Source organism: Pseudomonas sp. 478 (assembly GCF_003254125.1).
Lineage (GTDB): Bacteria > Pseudomonadota > Gammaproteobacteria > Pseudomonadales > Pseudomonadaceae > Aquipseudomonas.
In genome coordinates this window covers 294,598-312,926 of the sequence record NZ_QKZG01000002.1, presented here as the reverse complement: position 1 = coordinate 312,926, position 18,329 = coordinate 294,598, and the positions used below count along the sequence as shown (strand labels likewise).

Below are 18,329 nucleotides of genomic sequence, written 5' to 3'. Positions count from 1 at the left end.
TTCAATTGGACTTCTTCGGTGGGTAGCTACCGCGCAAGCCCTCGGACGGGGTGCCTGTCTTGCCGGGCAGGGCAGGCACTACCGGGCGAGATCTGGGTTGGGGGTTGGAGCGGCTCCGGGGTTGAGGTTGTTTGCTCATTGTTTGCCTCCTGACTTTTCCGGGTTTCGCGAAGGCCTCCTGATAAAGCTTAGCTGCTTGCTGCGATGCTCTGCATCGTTCGGCAGTGGGTGAAAGGCTGCAAGCGACCAAGCCGCGCAGCACGAAACCCAAAACAAAACGGGCGCCCGACAAGGCGCCCGTTTTCGTTTATTTCACCGCCTACGCCCGCAAGCGTCGGCCGATCACAACCTCTCTAGCGCAGCAGATGCACCGCCAGGCCGACAAGCGCGCAAGCCATCAGCACCTGTATGACGCCCCGTTTGAAGCGGAACAAGGCAATTGCCGCCAAAATGGCGATCAGTGCAGAAGGCCAGTCGAGGTTGCCGCTGAAGCCTTGCGGCCACACCACGTGATAGCCGAAGAAACATGCCAGATTGAGGATCACTCCAACCACCGCCGCTGTGATTGCGGTAAGCGGTGCCGTGAATTTGAGTTCGTTGTGAGTCGATTCTACCAGTGGGCCACCGGCAAGGATGAACAGGAACGAGGGCAGGAAAGTGAACCATGTCACCAGGGTGGCTGCGACAGCGCCGGCCAGAAATACATGATCGGCGCCGAAGACTTGTGAGACGTACGCTCCAACAAAGCCAACAAATGCCACCACCATGATCAGCGGGCCTGGTGTGGTTTCCCCCAGTGCCAAACCGTCGATCATCTGGGTCGGGGTAAGCCAGCCATAGTGACCGACCGCACCTTGATAGACATACGGGAGGACTGCATAGGCCCCGCCAAAAGTCAGCAACGCGGCCTTGGTAAAGAACCAGCCCATCTGGGTCAGGGTGCCTTCCCAACCAAAGAGGACAATCAAAATACCCATCGGCAAAGCCCACAACACGGAGCCAATCAGGGCGAGCAATGCCAGCTTGAACCCGCTGAAACGGGCATGTTCCGGGGATGGAGTGTCGTCATCGATCAAGGCTGGGCCGTAGGACTTTTTGGCAGCGCCATGGCCCCCGGTTCTGAACTTTTCAGGTGCCAGACGCCCTCCGACATAGCCGATTAACGCTGCCCCCAATACGATCAGCGGGAAAGGAACATTGAACGCGAAGATCGCGGCAAATGAAGCGGCTGCTATCGCCCACAGCCAATTATTCTTCAGCGCCCGAGAGCCGATTCTATGTGCCGCCTGCACCACGATGGCCGTCACGGCGGGCTTGATCCCATAGAAGAGGCCAGCCACCACGGGCACTTCGCCGAACGCGATGTACATCCACGATAAAGCGATCAGGATGAACAGTGAGGGCAGCACAAACAGCACGCCGGCGATCACTGCGCCCCAGGTCCGATGCATCAGCCAGCCGATGTAAGTCGCCAATTGCTGAGCCTCTGGCCCAGGCAGCAACATGCAATAGTTGAGCGCATGGAGAAAGCGTCGTTCGGAGATCCAGCGCCGACGTTCTACCAGTTCCTGATGCATGATCGAAATCTGTCCTGCGGGCCCGCCGAAACTGATGAAGCCGAGCTTCAACCAGAACCAGAATGCTTCACGCAAGCTGACGGCCTTCGGCCTCGATAGATCCTCTCCAGGCGTTGATGCCAGCACCTTACTCATTGGGTTGTTCCTCTTTCACAAACTCGGCGAGCAGGCCGTCGAAGATAGCGCTCGCAGCAGCCAGCAAGTGGTCGTCATGGGGAATGGTTTCGCGCAGTCCTGCCAGCACGCGCTCGATGCCGGCAGCCTCCAATGGCTGAATGCCGCCGATATCGAGGTAGTGCACCAAGGCCGCGATGCGGTTCAGGCCGGGCTCTTGAAGCTCAAAACGGGCTTGCAGGGTTTCGAAGGTCACGCGATTGCCGACATGACTGAAGGTCGCATCATCAAAGTCAAAGCCCAGCGCGTCTGCCGGACAGTCATGTGGAGTATTCAGCCAGAGGATCCGGGCTTGAGGATCAATGAAGCGCCTGATCAACCAGGCACAAGCCAGACGGTCAACCCACGGACGCTTGCGCGTTGCCCAGACACGACGTTGATAGTCGCCACGGTTGAGTGCCGTTATCGGCTCGTCGCGGCTATGGGGTTCATCCGCAGACAACGCTCTGCTGGCAGCCGTCTCAAGCTCCTGCAACGCTGAATCAATCTGCTCCTTGGGCTTGCCTGGAAAATAATCGATGTTGGAGAGTTGATCGTAGTTTTTGCGCAACTTGCGAATGTGTTTGGTGATGGCCAACGCGTTTTCAGGATTGAGCTGCCCACGGCACGCTTCAATCTCTGCGCGTAGCTTGCTGTAGTCATCGCTACGGTCGAACAACTCGACAAAGCGCTCACCCTGCGGATCGACCACAGGCAGGATGTAAACAGTGCCATTGATAGAAAGGATGTCGCGCTCGACAGACGCCAGCGCTTCACGACAGACACCGGTATCAGGCAACAGATAGGCACCATCGCGCAAAACCGCCGCACCTGAGGCTTTCAGAGCACGCCAGGCTCGCATGCGTTCGGTGGCATTCGCGGTGGGTAAAGCGAGAATCAGTGTCAGCCAGTTTTTCATGTAGAGAGTGCTATTTATTTTGTAGTAATTATTACATTAGCGTTGTTTTTGGCGGTTGGAAAGCCATCCTTTCTGCGTCTACGCTCCGTTTCTATCGTTGCAAGGGGGTGGTGACTTGTGCCCTACGTCCAGGACTTTCTTTTGCAACCAGGCGATTGAATAAAGACGCCGTCGAGGCCACATGAATTTATGAGCACTGATTACCAGCAAACCTATTATGAAACCACGGTCGACATCACCCCCTATCCCGCCCAATCGGGTCGTGTCGATACTAAAGTGTGCATCCTCGGTGGTGGCCTGGCAGGCCTGTCGACCGCACTCGGGTTGGCGGAGCGTGGTATCAACGACGTCGTTGTTCTGGAATCTCATCGCCTCGGTCATGGTGCTTCGGGGCGTAATGGCGGCTTCGTCTTCGGAGGCTACAGCCTGGGAAACGCTGACCTTCTCGCCACCCTTGGCGTTGAAGAGGCGCAACGCCTTTACCGGCTGACGCTTGATGCCGTTGATTTGATCCGTAATCGTGTCAAACAATACGCTATCGATTGTGACCTGGTTGACCAGGGGGTGATTCTGGCTAATTGGTTCAACGACCCGTCAAGACTTGAAACACCGCGAAAACTCATGAGCGACGTCTATGGGGTTGACTGGGAATACCTGCCGCCAGGCCAGTTGAAAGAGCTACTCAAGACGGAGCGCTATTTCGGCGGCCTGCTGGAGCGTAACGCTTTCCACTTTCACCCTCTCAAGTACGTGTACGGCATTGCTCGCACGGTGGCTGAATTCGGTGTGCGTATCCATGAGCAATCATCCGCCCTGAACATCGAGAAGCGTGGAAAGAAATATGTTGTGAACACCGAAGGCGGGGAAGTGCATGCCGAGCATGTCATTTTTTCCTGTGGCGGATACGCGCGCGGCGTTTATCGCCCGGTTGAACGTGCTGTGCTACCCATTGCCACCTATGTCGTTGCAACCGAACCGCTCGGGGCCCGTTTGAAAGATGTTATTGACTGTGAATCAGCCGTTTACGACACGCGGTTCGCTTTCGATTACTACCGACCGCTTCGCGACAGCAGGCTACTGTGGGGAGGGCGGATTTCGGTGCTCAATCGGAGCCCGGAAGCGACCGCCAGTCTGCTCAAAACAGATCTTTTAATCGTCTATCCCCAGCTGGAAGGTGTAAAAATCCAATATTCCTGGGGCGGGTTGATGAGTTATGGCCGGCATCAAATGGCCCAGATTGGCCAAGATAATGCTGGCGTCTGGCACGCCGTTGGTTTTGGTGGTCATGGCATGGCGCCCACGACGGTGGCGGGCGAGGTTCTGGCTGACGCAATCGCCAAATCCATTCCGATTCCCGAGGGTTTCGGCAAGTTCGGGTTGACCCGTACTTTTGGTCTGGCCGGTTTGGTCGCCGCGCAAATGACCTATACCGCCTACCAGGCGCGAGATGCTTTCGACGCTCTGCGCCTTAACAAGTAACGACAGCCTATCGTGAAGGCCGGCAATCGACGGTGGATTCAACCGGCCGATGTAACAGGTTGGCTAGCGACTTTCTTGGAAAGTTTCTTACCAAAAGCAATCCACCATTTTTCATAATAGAAGGTCGAGATATGCGCGGTGATAAAAATGGCGGCGAACAACAAAGGGCGCTTCAAATATTTTATGACGGTGTCTCCGCTACCCAGCCAAGTATCTATTAGCAGCGGATGAACAACGTAGAGAGCGTACGAAATAGTGGCGATATAAAATAGAGCGCGATTATTCAGAAGCTGGGCAACGCGTGTCTGACTATTGAGTAACGTGCTCCCCACCATTGCTGCGGCAAGATAGGGGCGGAAATAATTCATGAAGCCCGCGTCAGGATGACAGGACAAGACAAACAGGAGTAATAAAAATAGTTGCGTGATCCATGTTTGTGTCGGAAGTTTGTCAAGGATGTTGCCCAGTCTGTTGTTGTATATCAGTGCCAGTATGCATCCGGAAAGTATTTCATCAATGCGGTAATAAGTGTTGATTGCGACATGCACTTCATTCATGACCCGGTACATCGTGACGGCGATGCAGAGAGCAGGAATCATCAATACCCACTTGTTTCTCATCAGAACGACCAGCAAAGCGATGGCGAAATAAAACTGGACCTCCATGCACAAACTCCATAGGTGGCCGTTTACACTGCCAAGCCACATGGGCGGCCAGTTGGCAACGAACAGGAAGTTTGCGATGTAGACATCCGAAGTGCTGTTCATGACAGGTAACGCAATGAGCATGTACAACCAGGCGAGCGGCACAATCCGAAAGACTCTGCGGATTAAAAAATCAATGACACTGCTGTTGTTGAGCAGAAAATTTGTTATCAGGAAACCTGATAGCGTAAAAAATATAGCCATTCCCATAACGCCTGCGGCGGCATTAAACTGCCAGGCCTTTGGGCTAAGTGGTAGCAGATGGCACGCCAGGACAAGCAAGATGCTTATGCCGCGCCATCCATCAAGTACGCTGTATCGAGAGCCCGCTACGGAACTACTATTCATATTGGCATCCCGCTCTTGGGTCGATAGGGGGCATTCTATAAAGGCAGTACTGCGTCTGAAATGTCTGAATTCATATAAAAACCCAGTAGTTACAGCGGTGCAGCATTTATGAAATCAGACCATTTAAGTGTGTAGTCTAGGACACCTTTTGCACTTTACACTTCGTGCCATGAAAAAATTCCAGGCGTGAGGAGTTCGCTAATTGGCTGGATTTTTGACGTTGCTTGTTTGACGTCGCTTGATTGCTTGGCGCTAAGTGAAAACTGGCGTAGCCCGTTGTTTTAATGCCCACAGCCGCCCCAATTAAATTATGTGAAGCGCGCAACATCAAAGGTGAGTCGGAGCCGCGGTCCGGAAAAGAAACCGCGGGGACCGGCAGTCATAGGGGTTCCAGGCCGATCGAGCGCAGGCATTCGCGAATAGCCTTCATTTGCGCTGGCGGCGTACCGGTTTCGATGATGGAGGGCGCGAACGCCGCGAATCCCGGCGCAGCCCATCCGCCCTGTGGGGAAAGCTACCGATATTGAACGTACTTCGTGCCAATACCTAACTAAAAAGTTATGAGCTAATAACCGGTCGCTTATAGCTGTTTGCTCATTTTGAGAGTGGCTTAGTTATAGGCTCGATCTTCTATCTTTAGAATAAATGGTGATTAGTCACAGCTGCTTTTATGTCTTTATGATTGGTCCCACAACAACTCGTGAGACAGGAAGTGGCTCGATGACAATTCAAATCAAACCCGTTGCTGGTCGAATCGGTGCGCAACTGGAAGGGGTGAAATTGGGTGGAAACATCAGCGCTGAGCAATTCGAAGTTATTAACCAGGCGCTGCTGAAATATAAAGTGCTGTTCTTTCGCGACCAACATCTGGATGACGCCGAGCACGAAGCTTTTTCCCGGCGTTTCGGTGATCAGGTACCGCATCCGACCGTACGTTCCGCCGAGCAAAGTGCCGCCATCCTGCACCTGGACGCCAAGGAAACCCGAGCCAATTCCTGGCACACCGATGTGACCTTTGTTGCTAATTATCCGAAGATTTCCATTTTGCGCGGTGTGGTTATTCCACCGTATGGCGGTGACACGGTGTGGGCCAATACCGCAGCGGCTTACAGCGACTTGCCCGAGCCATTAAAACAACTGGCAGACAGCTTGCGTGCGTTGCACACCAACGTATATGACTACGCGGCGCCCCGTAATACGGACGAGTCGGGTATCAAACGTTATCGCGAACAGTTCACCGCCGAAGTCTATGAGACCGAACACCCTTTGGTGCGAGTGCATCCAGAGTCGGGCGAAAGAAGTTTGTTGTTGGGGCACTTTGTCAAACAGATTCAGGGCGTCAGCCATAGCGATTCGAAACAACTTATTCGCTTGTTCCACGACCGTATTACCCATGTCGACTACACCGTGCGCTGGCGCTGGCAGGAGGGCGACGTGGTGATCTGGGACAACCGCGCCACGCAGCACATCGCGATTAACGACTATGGCGATGCCCAACGAATCGTGCGTCGAACCACCATCGACGGTGATGTGCCGGTTGGCGTTGACGGTCGCTTGAGCCAAGCGCTCAAGCCAAGCCCGGAGACCCGCTCGCCGAAAACCGAAGCCGATAAAAAACACCTCGCGGCGTAACAAACGAGTCTCATCGACACAAGGAAGGTTTCTATATGGAACTCAAAGGTATCCCTCTGTTTCACAAAGGCCGCATCGTTGCAGTACTGGCTGCGCTGCTTGCAATACCCCTGGCGCAGGCCGACGTATTGCGCATTGGTGTAGCGACGGCCGGCGGCGGTGACCCGGTAACGTTCAGTGGCTCGACCTTGGGCATCGTGCGCAATCAACAACTGCTGGAAAAGGCCTTCGCTGGAACCGGTACCGAGGTGCAATGGTTCTTTTTCAAGGGGGCTGGCCCCGCGGTAAACGAAGCCTTGTCGAACCAGCAACTTGATTTCGCCTACCAGGGCGATCTGCCCGCGGTCGTCGGGCGTTCCAATGGGCTGGACACCAAACTGCTGGCTGCACTGGGTGTACGTGCCAACCTTTACCTGGCCGTTCCCAAGGGCTCTGAGATCAAAAGCATCGAAGACCTGAAAGGTAAAAAGGTGGCGGTCTTTCGTGGAACCAACGGCCATCTGGTGACGATCAATCTTTTGGCGGCGCATGGTCTGACCGAGCGCGATATCAAGGTCATCAACCTCGATACCGGAAGCACTCAGGCCGCATTGGTATCCAATGGCGTCGATGCCGCATTCGGCGGCCGCGAATTGTTCAAGCTTCGCGATCAAGGACTGATCGACATCGTTTATGACAATCCGACTCAGGATGTGCGCTACACCCGGCAGACTGCACTGGTGGTTCGGGGGGCCTATGAGAAAGAACATCCGGACAACGTGCAAAAGGTTGTCGATACGCTGGTGGATGCGGCGAAATGGACTTCGGATGACAGCCATCGTGAGGCTGTCTTCACTGAATGGGCCAAGAGTAATGAACCCGCAGAATCACTCCGCGCCGACTTCACCGGCGTAAGCCTCAGGGACAAAGCCTCGCCTCTGGTCGACAACTTTTTGCTTGGCCGCTATCAGGCCGTGGCGGACCAGGCCAAGGAAGAAAAACTCATCCGTCGCCCCGTCAGCATCGATGGCTGGTTCGAGACGAGCTACTTGCAAAAATCCCTGAAAGCCAAGGGGCTTGAAACCTACTGGACGCCCTACGGTCCGGATGGCAAACAGCCGGCTGGCAACGCAGTAGCGGCCGCGACCAAGCAAGGGAGCTAGGAAAATGGCCAGGGCACAGACCGTCAGATTAGAGCCGTACGCGACGCCGGCATTACCGAGCGACAACGTCAAACGCTTGCCACCGTCACCGGCCCGTTCAGTACGCAAGGTCGAGGTGCAGCGCACGTCAGCCTGGTCCTTCAATCTGGGTGACAAAGCCTTGCCCTGGCTGTTGCCGCTGGTGTTGCTCGGCTTATGGTACCTGGGGGTGGAACGCGGTTGGCTTTCAGAGCAGGTGCTGCCACCGCCAGCCTACGTTTATCAAACCCTGTCGGACCTGGTCACCTCCGGTGACCTGTGGCTGAACGCCTCCGCCAGCGTGCAACGGGTGGTCGTCGGATTTGCGTTGGGTGCATTCGTCGGCATAGCGCTGGGCCTGGCCATGGGCCTTTCCAGAACGGTAGAGGATTATCTTTTACCCACCTTCAACGCGTTGGTGCAAATACCGGTACTGGGCTGGTTGCCATTTGCCTTGCTGCTGTTCGGCATCGGCGAGACGCTCAAGTATGTGCTGATTGCCAAGGCGGCCATGGTGCCGATCACGCTGTGTACGTTGCAGGCTTTCCACCAGGCGCCCAAAGGGCTGTTGGAAGTCGGCCGGGCCTACGGTTTCAGTCGTCGGCAAAGCGTCACCGCCATCGTGTTGCCGGCGGCCATCCCGACGCTGTTCACGGGTTTGCGTCTGGGTTTCACCAAAGCCTGGTTATCGCTGGTAGTGGTTGAGTTGGTGGCATCGAGTGAGGGGCTGGGTTACCTGATTGTCTATGGGCGCCAGCTGTTTCAACTGGACCTGGTGATGGCGGCCGTTGTGGTGGTCGGTGCTCTCGGCCTGTTGATAGACCGAGGTTTTGACTACCTGGAACAACGCTTGAGTCGTGGTCGGCCAACGGCCGGGGGGCGACTGTCATGAGTGCGATCATGTTGGTCGGTAGCCGTCACCGCCGATATCGCGGATGGGTCTTGCCCATTGCCGCCATTGCCGTGTGGTGGCTGGCTTCGAGCCAGGGCTGGAGCCAATCGGGCTTGCTCGTTTCGCCGGAAAAAGTCGCCACCACGGCCTGGGATCAAATTGCCTCGGGCAAATTCTGGCGGGCCATTTCTGCCAGCCTGGCGCGTAACCTCAGTGGTTTTTTTATCGGTACCACGCTCGGCCTGGTATTGGGTTGCCTGCTGGGCCTGTCGCGGTATTTCCAGCGTCTTGTCGGTCCGAGTTTCAATACCTTCAAACAAATTTCTCTGTTCGCCTGGATTCCGTTGATCTCGGTGTGGTTCGGCCTGGGCGATGTGGCCAAGGTCGTGTTCCTGTCACTGGCAGCGCTGGTGCCGGTGGTGGTGAATACCTGCGACGGTTTACGCAATGTCCCACCCAACCTGTTGGAAGTGGCGCGGGTATACCGCTTCACCCGTTGGCAAACCATCGTCGGGGTCATGCTTCCCGCCGCCTTGCCGTCGATTTTCACGGGGATTTACCTGGCGCTGGTCTACTCCTGGCTGGCGACCATCGGTGCCGAATACCTGCTGGTATCGGGGGAGGGGATCGGTAACACGCTGATTGATGGCAGCGAACATTTCATGATGGACCTGGTGTTATTTGGAATGGTGGTTATCGGCCTGGTGGGCTGGGGCCTCAACGCATTGGCCCGGACACTTGAGCGACGAATGCAGCGCCTGTACGGCATCGCTCCTCGTTGATTGGCACTTTCAAAAGGATTGCAACATGCTCAACAACAGCCTGACCCTGGAAAACATCAGCAAGCGTTTCGCTTCCCGACCGGGCAGTTCGACTCAATTGCAAGTACTCGACAACATCCACCTCGACATCGCTCCCGGGGAATTCATCAGCATCGTCGGTGCCAGCGGCTGCGGTAAATCCACGCTGTTGCGACTGATTCTTGGACTGGACGAAGAATACGACGGGCGCATCCTGCTGGATGGCAAACCCATCGAAGGCACTGGCCTGGAACGTGGCATCGTATTTCAGGATCACCGCTTGTTCCCCTGGCTCAATGTGGAGCAGAACGTTGCTGTCGGCCTCAAGAATTCACCCCTGAGCGCCGAGCAGAAACGCGACACCGTTCGTGAGCACATTGAACTGGTCGGCCTGCAAGACTTTATCGATGCCTATCCTCATCAGCTATCCGGCGGCATGGCGCAACGCGTGGCCATCGCCCGCGGGTTGGTCAATCGCCCGAGCGTGCTGCTACTGGATGAACCGCTGGGGGCCCTCGATGCCTTGACCCGTGCGCGCCTGCAGGGCGAGCTGCAAAACATCTGGCTCAAGGAAAAAATCACCATGATCCTGGTCACGCACGATGTTGATGAGGCGGTATTCCTGGGTGACCGCGTGGTGGTAATGCAGCCCAACCCCGGCCGCATCCGGCGCATCCTCGACATCGATCTGCCGCGTTCACGCAACCGCAGTGACAGCCGCTTCATTGCCCTGCGCGACGATGTACTGAGCGATTTTGCCGAGCTGCACTGAGACTCCGCGCCTGACGTCGCGCGCAGGCTTGATGTTCACACTCAATTTTTTCAGGGAACGGGAAATGTCCGAACGCCAGCTCAGCCTCAACCTATTCATCTATCCGAACGGCCATCACGAAGCGGCCTGGCGTCACCCGCAGTCGGTGCCGGAATTGTCCATGGATATCGGCTATTACCAGCAACTGGCACTGCGCGCTGAACGCGAGAAACTTGATGCGATTTTTTTCGCCGATTCGCCTTCACTGGCTGAAAGCGGGCATGAGGGTTTGCGCATTCGTTTCGAACCCATCACCTGGCTGGCCGCGATTGCCGCAGTGACCCAACGCATAGGCCTGATCGCCACGGCCAGCACGACCTACAGCGAACCCTACAATCTGGCCCGCTCATTCAGTGCGCTGGACCACCTCAGCAAGGGTCGCGCCGGCTGGAACATCGTGACCACTTCCATGGCCGCTGCAGCCGCCAATTTTGGTCTGGATAAACATCCCTCGGCCTCTGACCGCTACGCTCAGGCCGAAGAATTCGTGCAGGTGGTCGGTGACTTGTGGGACAGCTGGGAGGACGATGCGCTGGTGCTGGACAAGACAGCCGGGGTGTTTGCCGATGGTGACAAGGTGCATGCGATCAACCACGTGGGCACCCACTACAAAGTAAAGGGCCCGTTCAACTCTCCGCGCTCGCCACAGGGGCGGCCGGTGCAGGTGCAGGCTGGGTCTTCTGAAGATGGCCGTGATTTCGCCTCCAGGCATGCCGAAGCGATTTTCACCGCGCACCAGACCCTGCAAAGCGCGACCGAATTCGCCAACGATATCCGTGCTCGGGCGAAGGCGGCGGGGCGCGATCCTCGCCAGCTGAAAATTCTCCCGGGCATCAGCCCCTACATCGGTAGCACCGAAGCCGAAGCCCAGCGCAAGTTCGACGAGCTCAACGAACTGGTGCTGCCGCATATCTCGTTAGGTCAGCTACGCCGCCTGTTGGGCGTCGACCTGACCGGGCACGATCTGGATGCACCGTTCCCGCGCCACCTGATCAACTTCGACAGCAGCGAAAGCCAGTCAAGCCGTTTCAAATTGATCATCGACATTGTCGACCGCGAGAAACCGACGCTACGCCAACTGATCAATCGCCTGGCGGGTGCTCGTGGGCATTGGGTGCCGGTCGGTACGCCGGTGCAGATTGCAGACTTGATCGAGCAGTGGTTCCGCCGTGGTGCCGCCGATGGTTTCAACGTGATGCCGCCAGCATTCCCCGAAGGCTTTGAAGTGTTCCTCGATGAAGTGCTGCCGATACTGCGAAAGCGTGGCCTGTTCCGCAGTGAATATTCGGGTAGTACGCTGCGCGAGCATTACGGCTTGAATCGCCCGGCTTCGCGTTTTTCCCTGAAGTCCGCCTGAGCGAGGGGCAGATCGGCCTGGCTGCAACCGGACTCCAAGCCGCCGCTTGCAGATCATCCTGGGCCGGTCACGCTCATTCCTGATCCATAACCTCGGTCACCCCCAGGTCCTCACCCAGGAACCCGCCACTCTGATGGTGCCACAGCCGCGCATAGAGGCCGTTCCTGGCGAGCAATTCGGTGTGGGTGCCCTGTTCGATAATGCGTCCATCATCCATGACAATCAGTCGATCCATCGCCGCAATCGTGGACAGCCGATGGGCGATGGCGATGACGGTTTTGCCCTTCATCATTTCATCGAGGCTTTCCTGAATGGCCACTTCGACTTCCGAATCCAGCGCGCTGGTAGCCTCGTCAAGTAGCAGGATCGGGGCGTTCTTGAGCATCACCCGGGCAATCGCGACGCGCTGGCGCTGGCCGCCCGACAGCTTGATGCCGCGCTCGCCCACCAAGGTGTCGTAGCCGGTGTGACCTTGCCGGTCGCTCAGTTGGCTGATGAACTCATCGGCCTGGGCATTGGCCGCGGCACTGCGGATTTGTGCGTCGCTTGCATCGGGTCGGCCGTAGGCGATGTTGTCGCGAATGGAACGGTGCAGCAGGGAAGTATCCTGGGTGACCATGCCGATGGCGCTACGCAGACTGTCTTGTGTCACGTGCGCAATGTCTTGCCCGTCAATGCGAATCTGCCCGCTGTCGACATCATAGAAGCGCAGCAGCAAGTTGATGAGCGTGGATTTGCCCGCGCCGGAGCGGCCGACCAGACCGATTTTTTCGCCCGGGCGAATGTTCAGGCTCAAGCCATCGAGCACCTGGCGTTCGCCATTGTAGTTGAAGCTCACATTGTCGAAGGTTACCGCTCCGCCGGAGGTCACCAGCACGCCCGCGTTCGGCGCATCCTGCACCTTGGGGCCGCGGGTCAGGGTTGTCATGCCATCCTGCACGGTGCCGATGCTCTCGAACAGCGAAGTCATTTGCCACATGATCCAGTGCGACATGCCGTTGATACGCAACGCCATGGCGGTAATCGCCGCCACGGCACCGGTGCCGACTTCGCCCAGGTGCCACAGCCAAAGTGCATAACCGCCGGCTGCCATGATCAACGCCACCACCAACGCCTGGTTGACGATCTCGAATTGGCTGACCAGGCGCATCTGGCGATAACCGGTCCGCTTGAAATCCTCCATGGCCGCGCGCGCGAAGTGCGCTTCACGATTGGAATGGGAGAACAGTTTCACTGTCGTGATGTTGGTGTAGGCGTCTGAGATACGTCCGGTCATCGAGGAGCGCGCATGGGCCTGTTCCTGTCCGACTTTCCCCAAGCGGGGCACGAAGTAGAGCATGGCCAGCCCGAACAACACGATCCAGGCAATGAAAGGCAGCATCAGTTTCAGTGCGAAGCCGCCGGCCAGTGCGATGATCGCGATGAAATACACCCCGATGCCGGGTGCGATCTCGATAAGGGTGAACAGCACGTCGCGCACGGCCAGTGCAGTTTGCATCACCTTGGTGGTGACCCGGCCGGAGAACTCATCGGAAAAGAACGAAAGGCTTTGCCGCAGCATCAGGCGGTGGAAGTCCCAACGCAGCCGCAACGGCAGATTAATCGCCAATATCTGGTGCTGCACCATGGTACGCAACGCCACCAGCCCGATGCTCGCCACCATGACGATGCCCATACCCCACAACACGCGACTTTCCTGGGCCGCCGCATCACCACCGGCTTGCCAGGTCGAGAGCAGATCCACGACCTGACCGAGGAAAGAAAACAGCCAGGCTTCGTAGATCGACACACCGGCACTGAGCAACGCAAACGCGAGAATATAGCCGCGGGCGCCCCGTGTGCACGCCCAAAGGAACCGAGCCAGGCCTTCGGGTGGCGGAGGGACTTCGTCGGGCGGGAAGGGGTCGAGTCTTTGTTCAAATGCGCGAAGCATGGTGGTCTCCGAAACGATCAAGTGAAGGAGAGTCTGCCATTTAAACGTTGCTTTGAGGGTTATGTGGGTTGGCGGGGCCAAGAGGGGCGCTCTCGGAGCGCCGTTCTTGACCCGAAGCGGTCCTCCAGGGCAAGTGACTATCCGTGTGTTTTCTTCAGTCCTTTCAAGCGCACATTCGCCCTTTGCACAGCGGCCATTTTTTCAGGCCGCTTCATGCGTTTCCACTTTCTGATGTCTTCCTTGCTTCGCCCGCAACTCACACACAGATCACCACTCAGCTGGCAAACGGAGATGCAGGGATTTTCGATTTCTTTAGCCATTGTCAGTTACCTTTGGCCACACGTGATTGAGTCAGGCGATTGAGGCGCGCAATCATGCCAGTCGAAACTCGACCGTCAGATGACTGACCTCATGAACCGGTTTGAGACGTTCACGAATGCTGTCGGCGCTAGCAGTGGCCTCACCCAGGACGCTGACGATGGCTGCATGCGCTTGCGGTCCAACACGCCAGACGTGCAAGTCCGTGATGGTGGCATCCCCCAGTTTCTCGACCAGTTCGCGGATTTCCTCGGCAACGTGCGCATCGGTCTGATCCAGCAATACACCTGCTGTAACCCCCATCAAGGTCCATGCCCAACGCGCGATAACGATGGCGCCGACGATGCCCATGACCGGGTCCAGCCAAACCCAACCCAGATATCGGCCGGCGAGCAGCGCAGCAATGGCCAGAACCGAAGTCAGCGCGTCCGCGACGACGTGGACGTAGGCCGATTTCAAGTTGTTGTCGTTCCCGTGATGGGCATGGCCATGATCATGATCATCATGATCGTGCCCATGACTGTGCCCGTGACCCAGCAGAAGGGCGCTGACAATGTTGACGACCAAACCGGCAATCGCGATGAGCGTAGCGGTGCCGAACTGAACTTCCGTCGGCTGCAAGAGGCGCATGACAGACTCAACGCCAATCCCCAGGGAGACCATACCGAGAATCAGCGCCGAGGCGAACCCGCCCAAGTCTCCAACCTTTCCGGTACCGAAACTGTAGCGCTGGCTGAAAGCATGACGTTTTGCGTATCCGTAGGCGGCCGCCGCGATGCCCAATGCGCCGGCATGGGTCGCCATATGAAAGCCATCGGCCAGTAACGCCATCGAGCCAGTTATATAGCCGGCGGTGATCTCGCCAATCATCATCACAACGGTCAGTGCCACAACCCAAAGCGTACGCTTGGCATTTTCGTCGTGCGCTGAGCCAAGGAACACATGGTCATGTGTGTGGTTGATGGTGCTGCTCATCCTGAGTGTGTCCCTGGACGCGTTCACTTGGAGTAACGGCGAATGGCTTCAAGAAGCTCTTCGACGCCTTTGTTACGCTCTTCTTCGCTGAGCGCAGGGTTCGCAACATGCTCCCGGGCATGCTCTTCGATGATTTCCTCCATCAAGCCGTTGATAGCCCCACGAGTGGCGGCAACAAGGTGCAGTGTTTTGGCGCAATCGAGATCCGATTCCAATGCCCGTTCAACGGCCTGGATTTGTCCGGCAATACGTTTTACGCGTTTGAGAAGATCGTCTTTATTTGCTGCGATATGACCCATGGGATACCCCCCCTACCTATGTGCTGGGCATGATAGGCATACCCCCTATACCTATGCAAGGTTGGAAGGCGGAGAGATCATCTACGACCCCTGGCAGGAAAGAGAGGCTTCAATTTTGAGGGGTAAAGCTGGAGGAGCTGGAATGTCCGCTCCTGGCTGTGGATTCAACCGGTCGACGCAACAGATTGGCTAAATCGTTCAGGGGGCTTTTCTACTTTGTGCGGGACTCGGATGGAATGAGGACGACCAGATCCGTATCACCTATGTCGACACCCGCTTGTGAAAGCAAGGTAGTAACTTGTCCGCGGTGATGCGTTTGATGGTTGAAGAAATGCATGACCAAACCATAAAAGCTCCTGTCAGCCGGTACTCCCTTCATGCTTGTGTAATTGAGGGTGTGATCTAGATCCGACTCTGCAATGGAGCGAGACCACTCGACAATTTTCTGATCGAGCCACGCTCGATGTGCCGAAAGTTCTCGGATATTTGAGAACAGCAACTGGTCGAGGCTTTTGAGGGCAGGAAGCTGCATAACTGGTCCCAGAGCCAAGTGGTTCGCTGGATGCTTGGCGAATCGCTTTAACCAGAGAGTGTCACCGGCCACCAAGTGGTTCAACGTCCCGAGAATTGAACCAAAAAATGCTTTCCTGTCCACTGAGATCTCTTCATCTGGCAGGCTTCTGGCTGCCTCATAAATCTTTGCGTTCATCCACTCGTTATAGGTCGCCATCAGGCAGATATGGCTGGTGCGGCTCATCGTGCTCATCCTTTCAATGAATACTTGATAAGCGTTCCACGCTCATCTTGAAACCCGGTCTGGTGCTGGGCTTTGTTGTTTTGGCGGGCAACAAGAAGAGGGGACCGGTCTTGCTGGGTGCTTGCATGTAGCTCGGCGAATGTCTTCATTTGGTCGATTCTGTTGAAAAAGTCTTGGCGGATTGGCTCAACTACACTGAGCTTGAAAAGCGTCCGATTTACGCGTTGCAAGCTCTCCTCGCAGGGCAATCGTATTGCAGTGAATCGCTCCAGCTCTACCACTTACGCCTGAGTCGTTGTTCATGAGTGAAATCACTACCATCCCCTCGGATGGTGTACCTGACCTTCAACCTATAGTGCAGCGCAAGCTCGGACGCTGCCTTTTGCGCTTGCAACAATACGAACGACAGCTGAAAGCCATAGTCGCGCATGGCGAGTTGAGCGGTCCCGCGGATCGGCTGCATACCATCCGTGAGCAGAAGATCGCACGAGCCCAGAAAAAGACCATGGGCGCGTTGGTCGGGATGCTGACCGAAAGCTTTCTGACCCAGTCGCCCCAAAATGAAGAATCACAGACGCAAGCCGATGCCGGTGACCTGATCTGGCTCAGCTATCGACACCAGTTGGAAATGCCAGCCGAGCACTATGAGGCAACGAAGGTCGCCATCAAGGAACTGGTCGACCTGCGCAATAAGCTAGTTCACCACTTCATTGAGCATTTCGATCTCTGGTCTGAATCAGGCTGCCAGGCGGCGGATGGTTTCCTTGAGGAAAGCTACGAAACCATCAATAAGCATTGCCTAACCCTGCAATGCTGGGCCAAAGCCATGGATGAGGCACGAGCTAAAATGGCTTTGCTTGTGCAGAGCCAAGCATTCTCAAATGAGCTCTTCGATGGTATCCGGGGGGATGGCTCAGTCAATTGGCCTGGCAGTGGAATATGTTGCTGTTTACGGGAAGCAGAAGCCAAGTTTGCCGAAGATGGCTGGACTCGACTGGAAGCAGCCATCCGCTGGATCGGTAATACCTATCCAGAGCAGGCGCCCAAGCGCTACGGTTGCAGCAGCTGGAGGCATACCCTGCACGAATCAGGGCAATTCGAAATACGAAAATCCCAAGCTGATAATGCGCTTACTGCCGTCTGGTATCGCAGCAAGGTTAGCTGAATCGTCCTTCCTTTTGTAAGTGCGCTGAGTGACGGCTTCTGGCCGATTTGGGCCATCCGCGAGTGCTCGCTTTTGCCGGGGACGGATGACCAAGCCAAAAGGGACATCAATCTCACCGGCCAAAGACGCCTCGCTCCACCGGGCGGGGGCGTCTCCCTGTTAATCCCTGTCAGCTTGCCGGATTGCGTGCCATGACGATCCACGCCGCGCCGTCGATCATCACCGACCGCTCGCCGGGGATGCCCGCGAAGGCGGCACGTACCGCGGCCCAGGCGCGGGCGCGGATGTCGTCAGGCTGATCCGCGAGCACAAGCGACAGCGGGCCGCCCTCGAACGCCATCTTCACCGCGTCGTCGATCGCCGCATCCCGCGTCCCGCCCTCGCCGAACGGGATGGAAGCATCGAAGGGCGTGATAGCGATATCGGTGAAGCCGGCCGCTGTCAGGATGCGCGTCACCCGTCCCCGGTCGCCGAACGAGAATGGGCCGGGCGCTTCGGGACCGGGCGGTGCGGTCAGCGGGACGATGCCCTTGATCGCGCCCATCGGCAGGCGCACCCAATCGTTCTCGGCCACGCCGCGCCAGCAGACGAAAGCGACCCGCCCGCCCGGCCGGAGCGCGCGTCGCATATGGGCGAACGCCCCTGTCGGATCGTCGAAGAACATCACTCCGAAACGCGAGAACAGGATGTCAAACGCGCCCTGGGGCAGCTCGGCGCTACTGGCGTCGGCCACCTGGAACAGGGCCGGCGTATCCTGCGGCGCAAGCGCGCGCGCTCGGCCGATCAGCGGTTCGGATATGTCCACGCCCAGCACATGGCCGCCCACGCCGACGCGGGCGGCCAGAGCCAGACTCGACGCGCCCGCGCCGCAGCCGACGTCCAGCACGTGTTCGCCCGTCGCGGGCGCGGCGGCTTCTATCGCGGCCTGGCCGAACACCGCAAACATGGCGTCGAGCCGGGCCTGGTTGGCGACCCAGTACTCTCCGCTTTGGCCATTCCAGTCGGCGACCTGATAGGCATTTTGCTCTGTCATGACATCTCCTCGTTTTG

General features: G+C 57.0%; 17 protein-coding genes and 1 pseudogene. 8 read left to right on the top strand and 10 right to left on the bottom strand.

The features are described from left to right. Positions 1-353 precede the first annotated feature (353 nt). A complete protein-coding gene (gene chrA, locus DFS28_RS05140) occupies positions 354-1,712 on the bottom strand; it encodes a chromate efflux transporter (RefSeq protein ID WP_111448850.1) in 1,359 nt (452 codons plus the stop codon). Beyond that, positions 1,705-2,649: a chromate resistance protein ChrB domain-containing protein gene (locus DFS28_RS05135; protein WP_111448849.1), complete on the bottom strand. Its 945-nt coding sequence runs from the start codon at positions 2,647-2,649 to the stop codon at positions 1,705-1,707. Before DFS28_RS05135 ends, chrA begins: the two co-directional genes overlap by 8 nt. Before the next feature lie 189 nt (positions 2,650-2,838). On the opposite strand from DFS28_RS05135, the gene DFS28_RS05130 reads away from it, so the two are divergent. After that, positions 2,839-4,128: an FAD-binding oxidoreductase gene (locus DFS28_RS05130; protein ID WP_111448848.1), complete on the top strand. Its 1,290-nt coding sequence runs from the start codon at positions 2,839-2,841 to the stop codon at positions 4,126-4,128. A 38-nt stretch (positions 4,129-4,166) separates the two neighbouring features. Here the strand turns inward: DFS28_RS05130 and DFS28_RS05125 are convergent, their stop codons facing one another. After that, complete coding sequence (locus DFS28_RS05125) at positions 4,167-5,180, bottom strand: acyltransferase (protein ID WP_111448847.1); 1,014 nt, start codon at positions 5,178-5,180, stop codon at positions 4,167-4,169. 327 nt (positions 5,181-5,507) lie between these two features. After that, positions 5,508-5,694, bottom strand: a pseudogene (locus DFS28_RS05120) (glutathione-dependent formaldehyde-activating protein); the annotation flags it as partial. 206 nt (positions 5,695-5,900) lie between these two features. Here DFS28_RS05120 and DFS28_RS05115 point away from each other — a divergent pair. From DFS28_RS05115 to DFS28_RS05090, 6 genes are all read left to right on the top strand, one after another. Then, the gene (locus DFS28_RS05115) at positions 5,901-6,812 is read left to right on the top strand and encodes a TauD/TfdA family dioxygenase (protein WP_111448846.1); all 912 of its coding nucleotides are present in this window, start codon (positions 5,901-5,903) and stop codon (positions 6,810-6,812) included. 35 nt (positions 6,813-6,847) lie between these two features. Beyond that, complete coding sequence (locus tag DFS28_RS05110) at positions 6,848-7,954, top strand: ABC transporter substrate-binding protein (protein ID WP_111448845.1); 1,107 nt, start codon at positions 6,848-6,850, stop codon at positions 7,952-7,954. A gap of 4 nt (positions 7,955-7,958) precedes the next feature. Beyond that, positions 7,959-8,864 (top strand): ABC transporter permease, encoded by a 906-nt coding sequence (locus tag DFS28_RS05105; protein ID WP_111448844.1) that lies wholly within the window; start codon positions 7,959-7,961, stop codon positions 8,862-8,864. Beyond that, a complete protein-coding gene (locus DFS28_RS05100) occupies positions 8,861-9,646 on the top strand; it encodes an ABC transporter permease (protein ID WP_111448843.1) in 786 nt (261 codons plus the stop codon). The genes DFS28_RS05105 and DFS28_RS05100 overlap by 4 nt, the downstream gene beginning before the upstream one ends. 25 nt (positions 9,647-9,671) lie before the next feature. Next, positions 9,672-10,436, top strand: a complete 765-nt coding sequence (locus tag DFS28_RS05095; protein WP_111448842.1) for an ABC transporter ATP-binding protein — start codon at positions 9,672-9,674, stop codon at positions 10,434-10,436. Between the two features lie 64 nt (positions 10,437-10,500). Further along, the gene (locus DFS28_RS05090; RefSeq protein ID WP_111448841.1) at positions 10,501-11,832 is read left to right on the top strand and encodes an LLM class flavin-dependent oxidoreductase; all 1,332 of its coding nucleotides are present in this window, start codon (positions 10,501-10,503) and stop codon (positions 11,830-11,832) included. Positions 11,833-11,905: 73 nt separating this feature from the next. Here DFS28_RS05090 and DFS28_RS05085 read toward each other — a convergent pair whose 3' ends face one another. The 5 genes from DFS28_RS05085 to DFS28_RS05065 form a co-directional block, all read right to left on the bottom strand. Then, positions 11,906-13,765: an ABC transporter ATP-binding protein gene (locus tag DFS28_RS05085; protein ID WP_111448840.1), complete on the bottom strand. Its 1,860-nt coding sequence runs from the start codon at positions 13,763-13,765 to the stop codon at positions 11,906-11,908. Positions 13,766-13,902: 137 nt separating this feature from the next. Further along, positions 13,903-14,085, bottom strand: a complete 183-nt coding sequence (locus DFS28_RS05080) for a DUF1289 domain-containing protein (RefSeq protein WP_081757405.1) — start codon at positions 14,083-14,085, stop codon at positions 13,903-13,905. A gap of 52 nt (positions 14,086-14,137) precedes the next feature. Next, entirely contained in the window at positions 14,138-15,058 is a 921-nt protein-coding gene (gene dmeF / locus DFS28_RS05075; RefSeq protein ID WP_111448839.1) for a CDF family Co(II)/Ni(II) efflux transporter DmeF, read from the bottom strand. Positions 15,059-15,081: 23 nt separating this feature from the next. After that, entirely contained in the window at positions 15,082-15,357 is a 276-nt protein-coding gene (locus DFS28_RS05070; RefSeq protein WP_069900955.1) for a metal/formaldehyde-sensitive transcriptional repressor, read from the bottom strand. A gap of 211 nt (positions 15,358-15,568) precedes the next feature. Further along, the gene (locus DFS28_RS05065; protein ID WP_111448838.1) at positions 15,569-16,114 is read right to left on the bottom strand and encodes a DinB family protein; all 546 of its coding nucleotides are present in this window, start codon (positions 16,112-16,114) and stop codon (positions 15,569-15,571) included. Between the two features lie 301 nt (positions 16,115-16,415). On the opposite strand from DFS28_RS05065, the gene DFS28_RS05055 reads away from it, so the two are divergent. Next, positions 16,416-17,279: an OST-HTH/LOTUS domain-containing protein gene (locus DFS28_RS05055; RefSeq protein WP_111448836.1), complete on the top strand. Its 864-nt coding sequence runs from the start codon at positions 16,416-16,418 to the stop codon at positions 17,277-17,279. 169 nt (positions 17,280-17,448) lie between these two features. On the opposite strand, the gene DFS28_RS05050 is transcribed toward DFS28_RS05055, so the two are convergent. Then, the gene (locus tag DFS28_RS05050; RefSeq protein ID WP_111448835.1) at positions 17,449-18,312 is read right to left on the bottom strand and encodes a class I SAM-dependent methyltransferase; all 864 of its coding nucleotides are present in this window, start codon (positions 18,310-18,312) and stop codon (positions 17,449-17,451) included. Positions 18,313-18,329: the final 17 nt, after the last annotated feature.

Excerpts from the sequence above, each read along its gene's own strand:
- DFS28_RS05095 (WP_111448842.1), top strand. The coding sequence starts at position 9,672 with ATGCTCAACAACAGCCTGACCCTGGAAAACATCAGCAAGCGTTTCGCT.
- DFS28_RS05055 (WP_111448836.1), top strand. The coding sequence starts at position 16,416 with ATGAGTGAAATCACTACCATCCCCTCGGATGGTGTACCTGACCTTCAA.
- DFS28_RS05050 (WP_111448835.1), bottom strand. The coding sequence starts at position 18,312 with ATGACAGAGCAAAATGCCTATCAGGTCGCCGACTGGAATGGCCAAAGC.
- DFS28_RS05110 (WP_111448845.1), top strand. The coding sequence starts at position 6,848 with ATGGAACTCAAAGGTATCCCTCTGTTTCACAAAGGCCGCATCGTTGCA.
- DFS28_RS05125 (WP_111448847.1), bottom strand. The coding sequence starts at position 5,180 with ATGAATAGTAGTTCCGTAGCGGGCTCTCGATACAGCGTACTTGATGGA.
- DFS28_RS05135 (WP_111448849.1), bottom strand. The coding sequence starts at position 2,649 with ATGAAAAACTGGCTGACACTGATTCTCGCTTTACCCACCGCGAATGCC.
- dmeF (WP_111448839.1), bottom strand. The coding sequence starts at position 15,058 with ATGAGCAGCACCATCAACCACACACATGACCATGTGTTCCTTGGCTCA.
- DFS28_RS05100 (WP_111448843.1), top strand. The coding sequence starts at position 8,861 with ATGAGTGCGATCATGTTGGTCGGTAGCCGTCACCGCCGATATCGCGGA.
- DFS28_RS05130 (WP_111448848.1), top strand. The coding sequence starts at position 2,839 with ATGAGCACTGATTACCAGCAAACCTATTATGAAACCACGGTCGACATC.
- DFS28_RS05070 (WP_069900955.1), bottom strand. The coding sequence starts at position 15,357 with ATGGGTCATATCGCAGCAAATAAAGACGATCTTCTCAAACGCGTAAAA.
- DFS28_RS05090 (WP_111448841.1), top strand. The coding sequence starts at position 10,501 with ATGTCCGAACGCCAGCTCAGCCTCAACCTATTCATCTATCCGAACGGC.
- DFS28_RS05065 (WP_111448838.1), bottom strand. The coding sequence starts at position 16,114 with ATGAGCCGCACCAGCCATATCTGCCTGATGGCGACCTATAACGAGTGG.
- DFS28_RS05080 (WP_081757405.1), bottom strand. The coding sequence starts at position 14,085 with ATGGCTAAAGAAATCGAAAATCCCTGCATCTCCGTTTGCCAGCTGAGT.
- DFS28_RS05115 (WP_111448846.1), top strand. The coding sequence starts at position 5,901 with ATGACAATTCAAATCAAACCCGTTGCTGGTCGAATCGGTGCGCAACTG.
- chrA (WP_111448850.1), bottom strand. The coding sequence starts at position 1,712 with ATGAGTAAGGTGCTGGCATCAACGCCTGGAGAGGATCTATCGAGGCCG.
- DFS28_RS05085 (WP_111448840.1), bottom strand. The coding sequence starts at position 13,765 with ATGCTTCGCGCATTTGAACAAAGACTCGACCCCTTCCCGCCCGACGAA.
- DFS28_RS05105 (WP_111448844.1), top strand. The coding sequence starts at position 7,959 with ATGGCCAGGGCACAGACCGTCAGATTAGAGCCGTACGCGACGCCGGCA.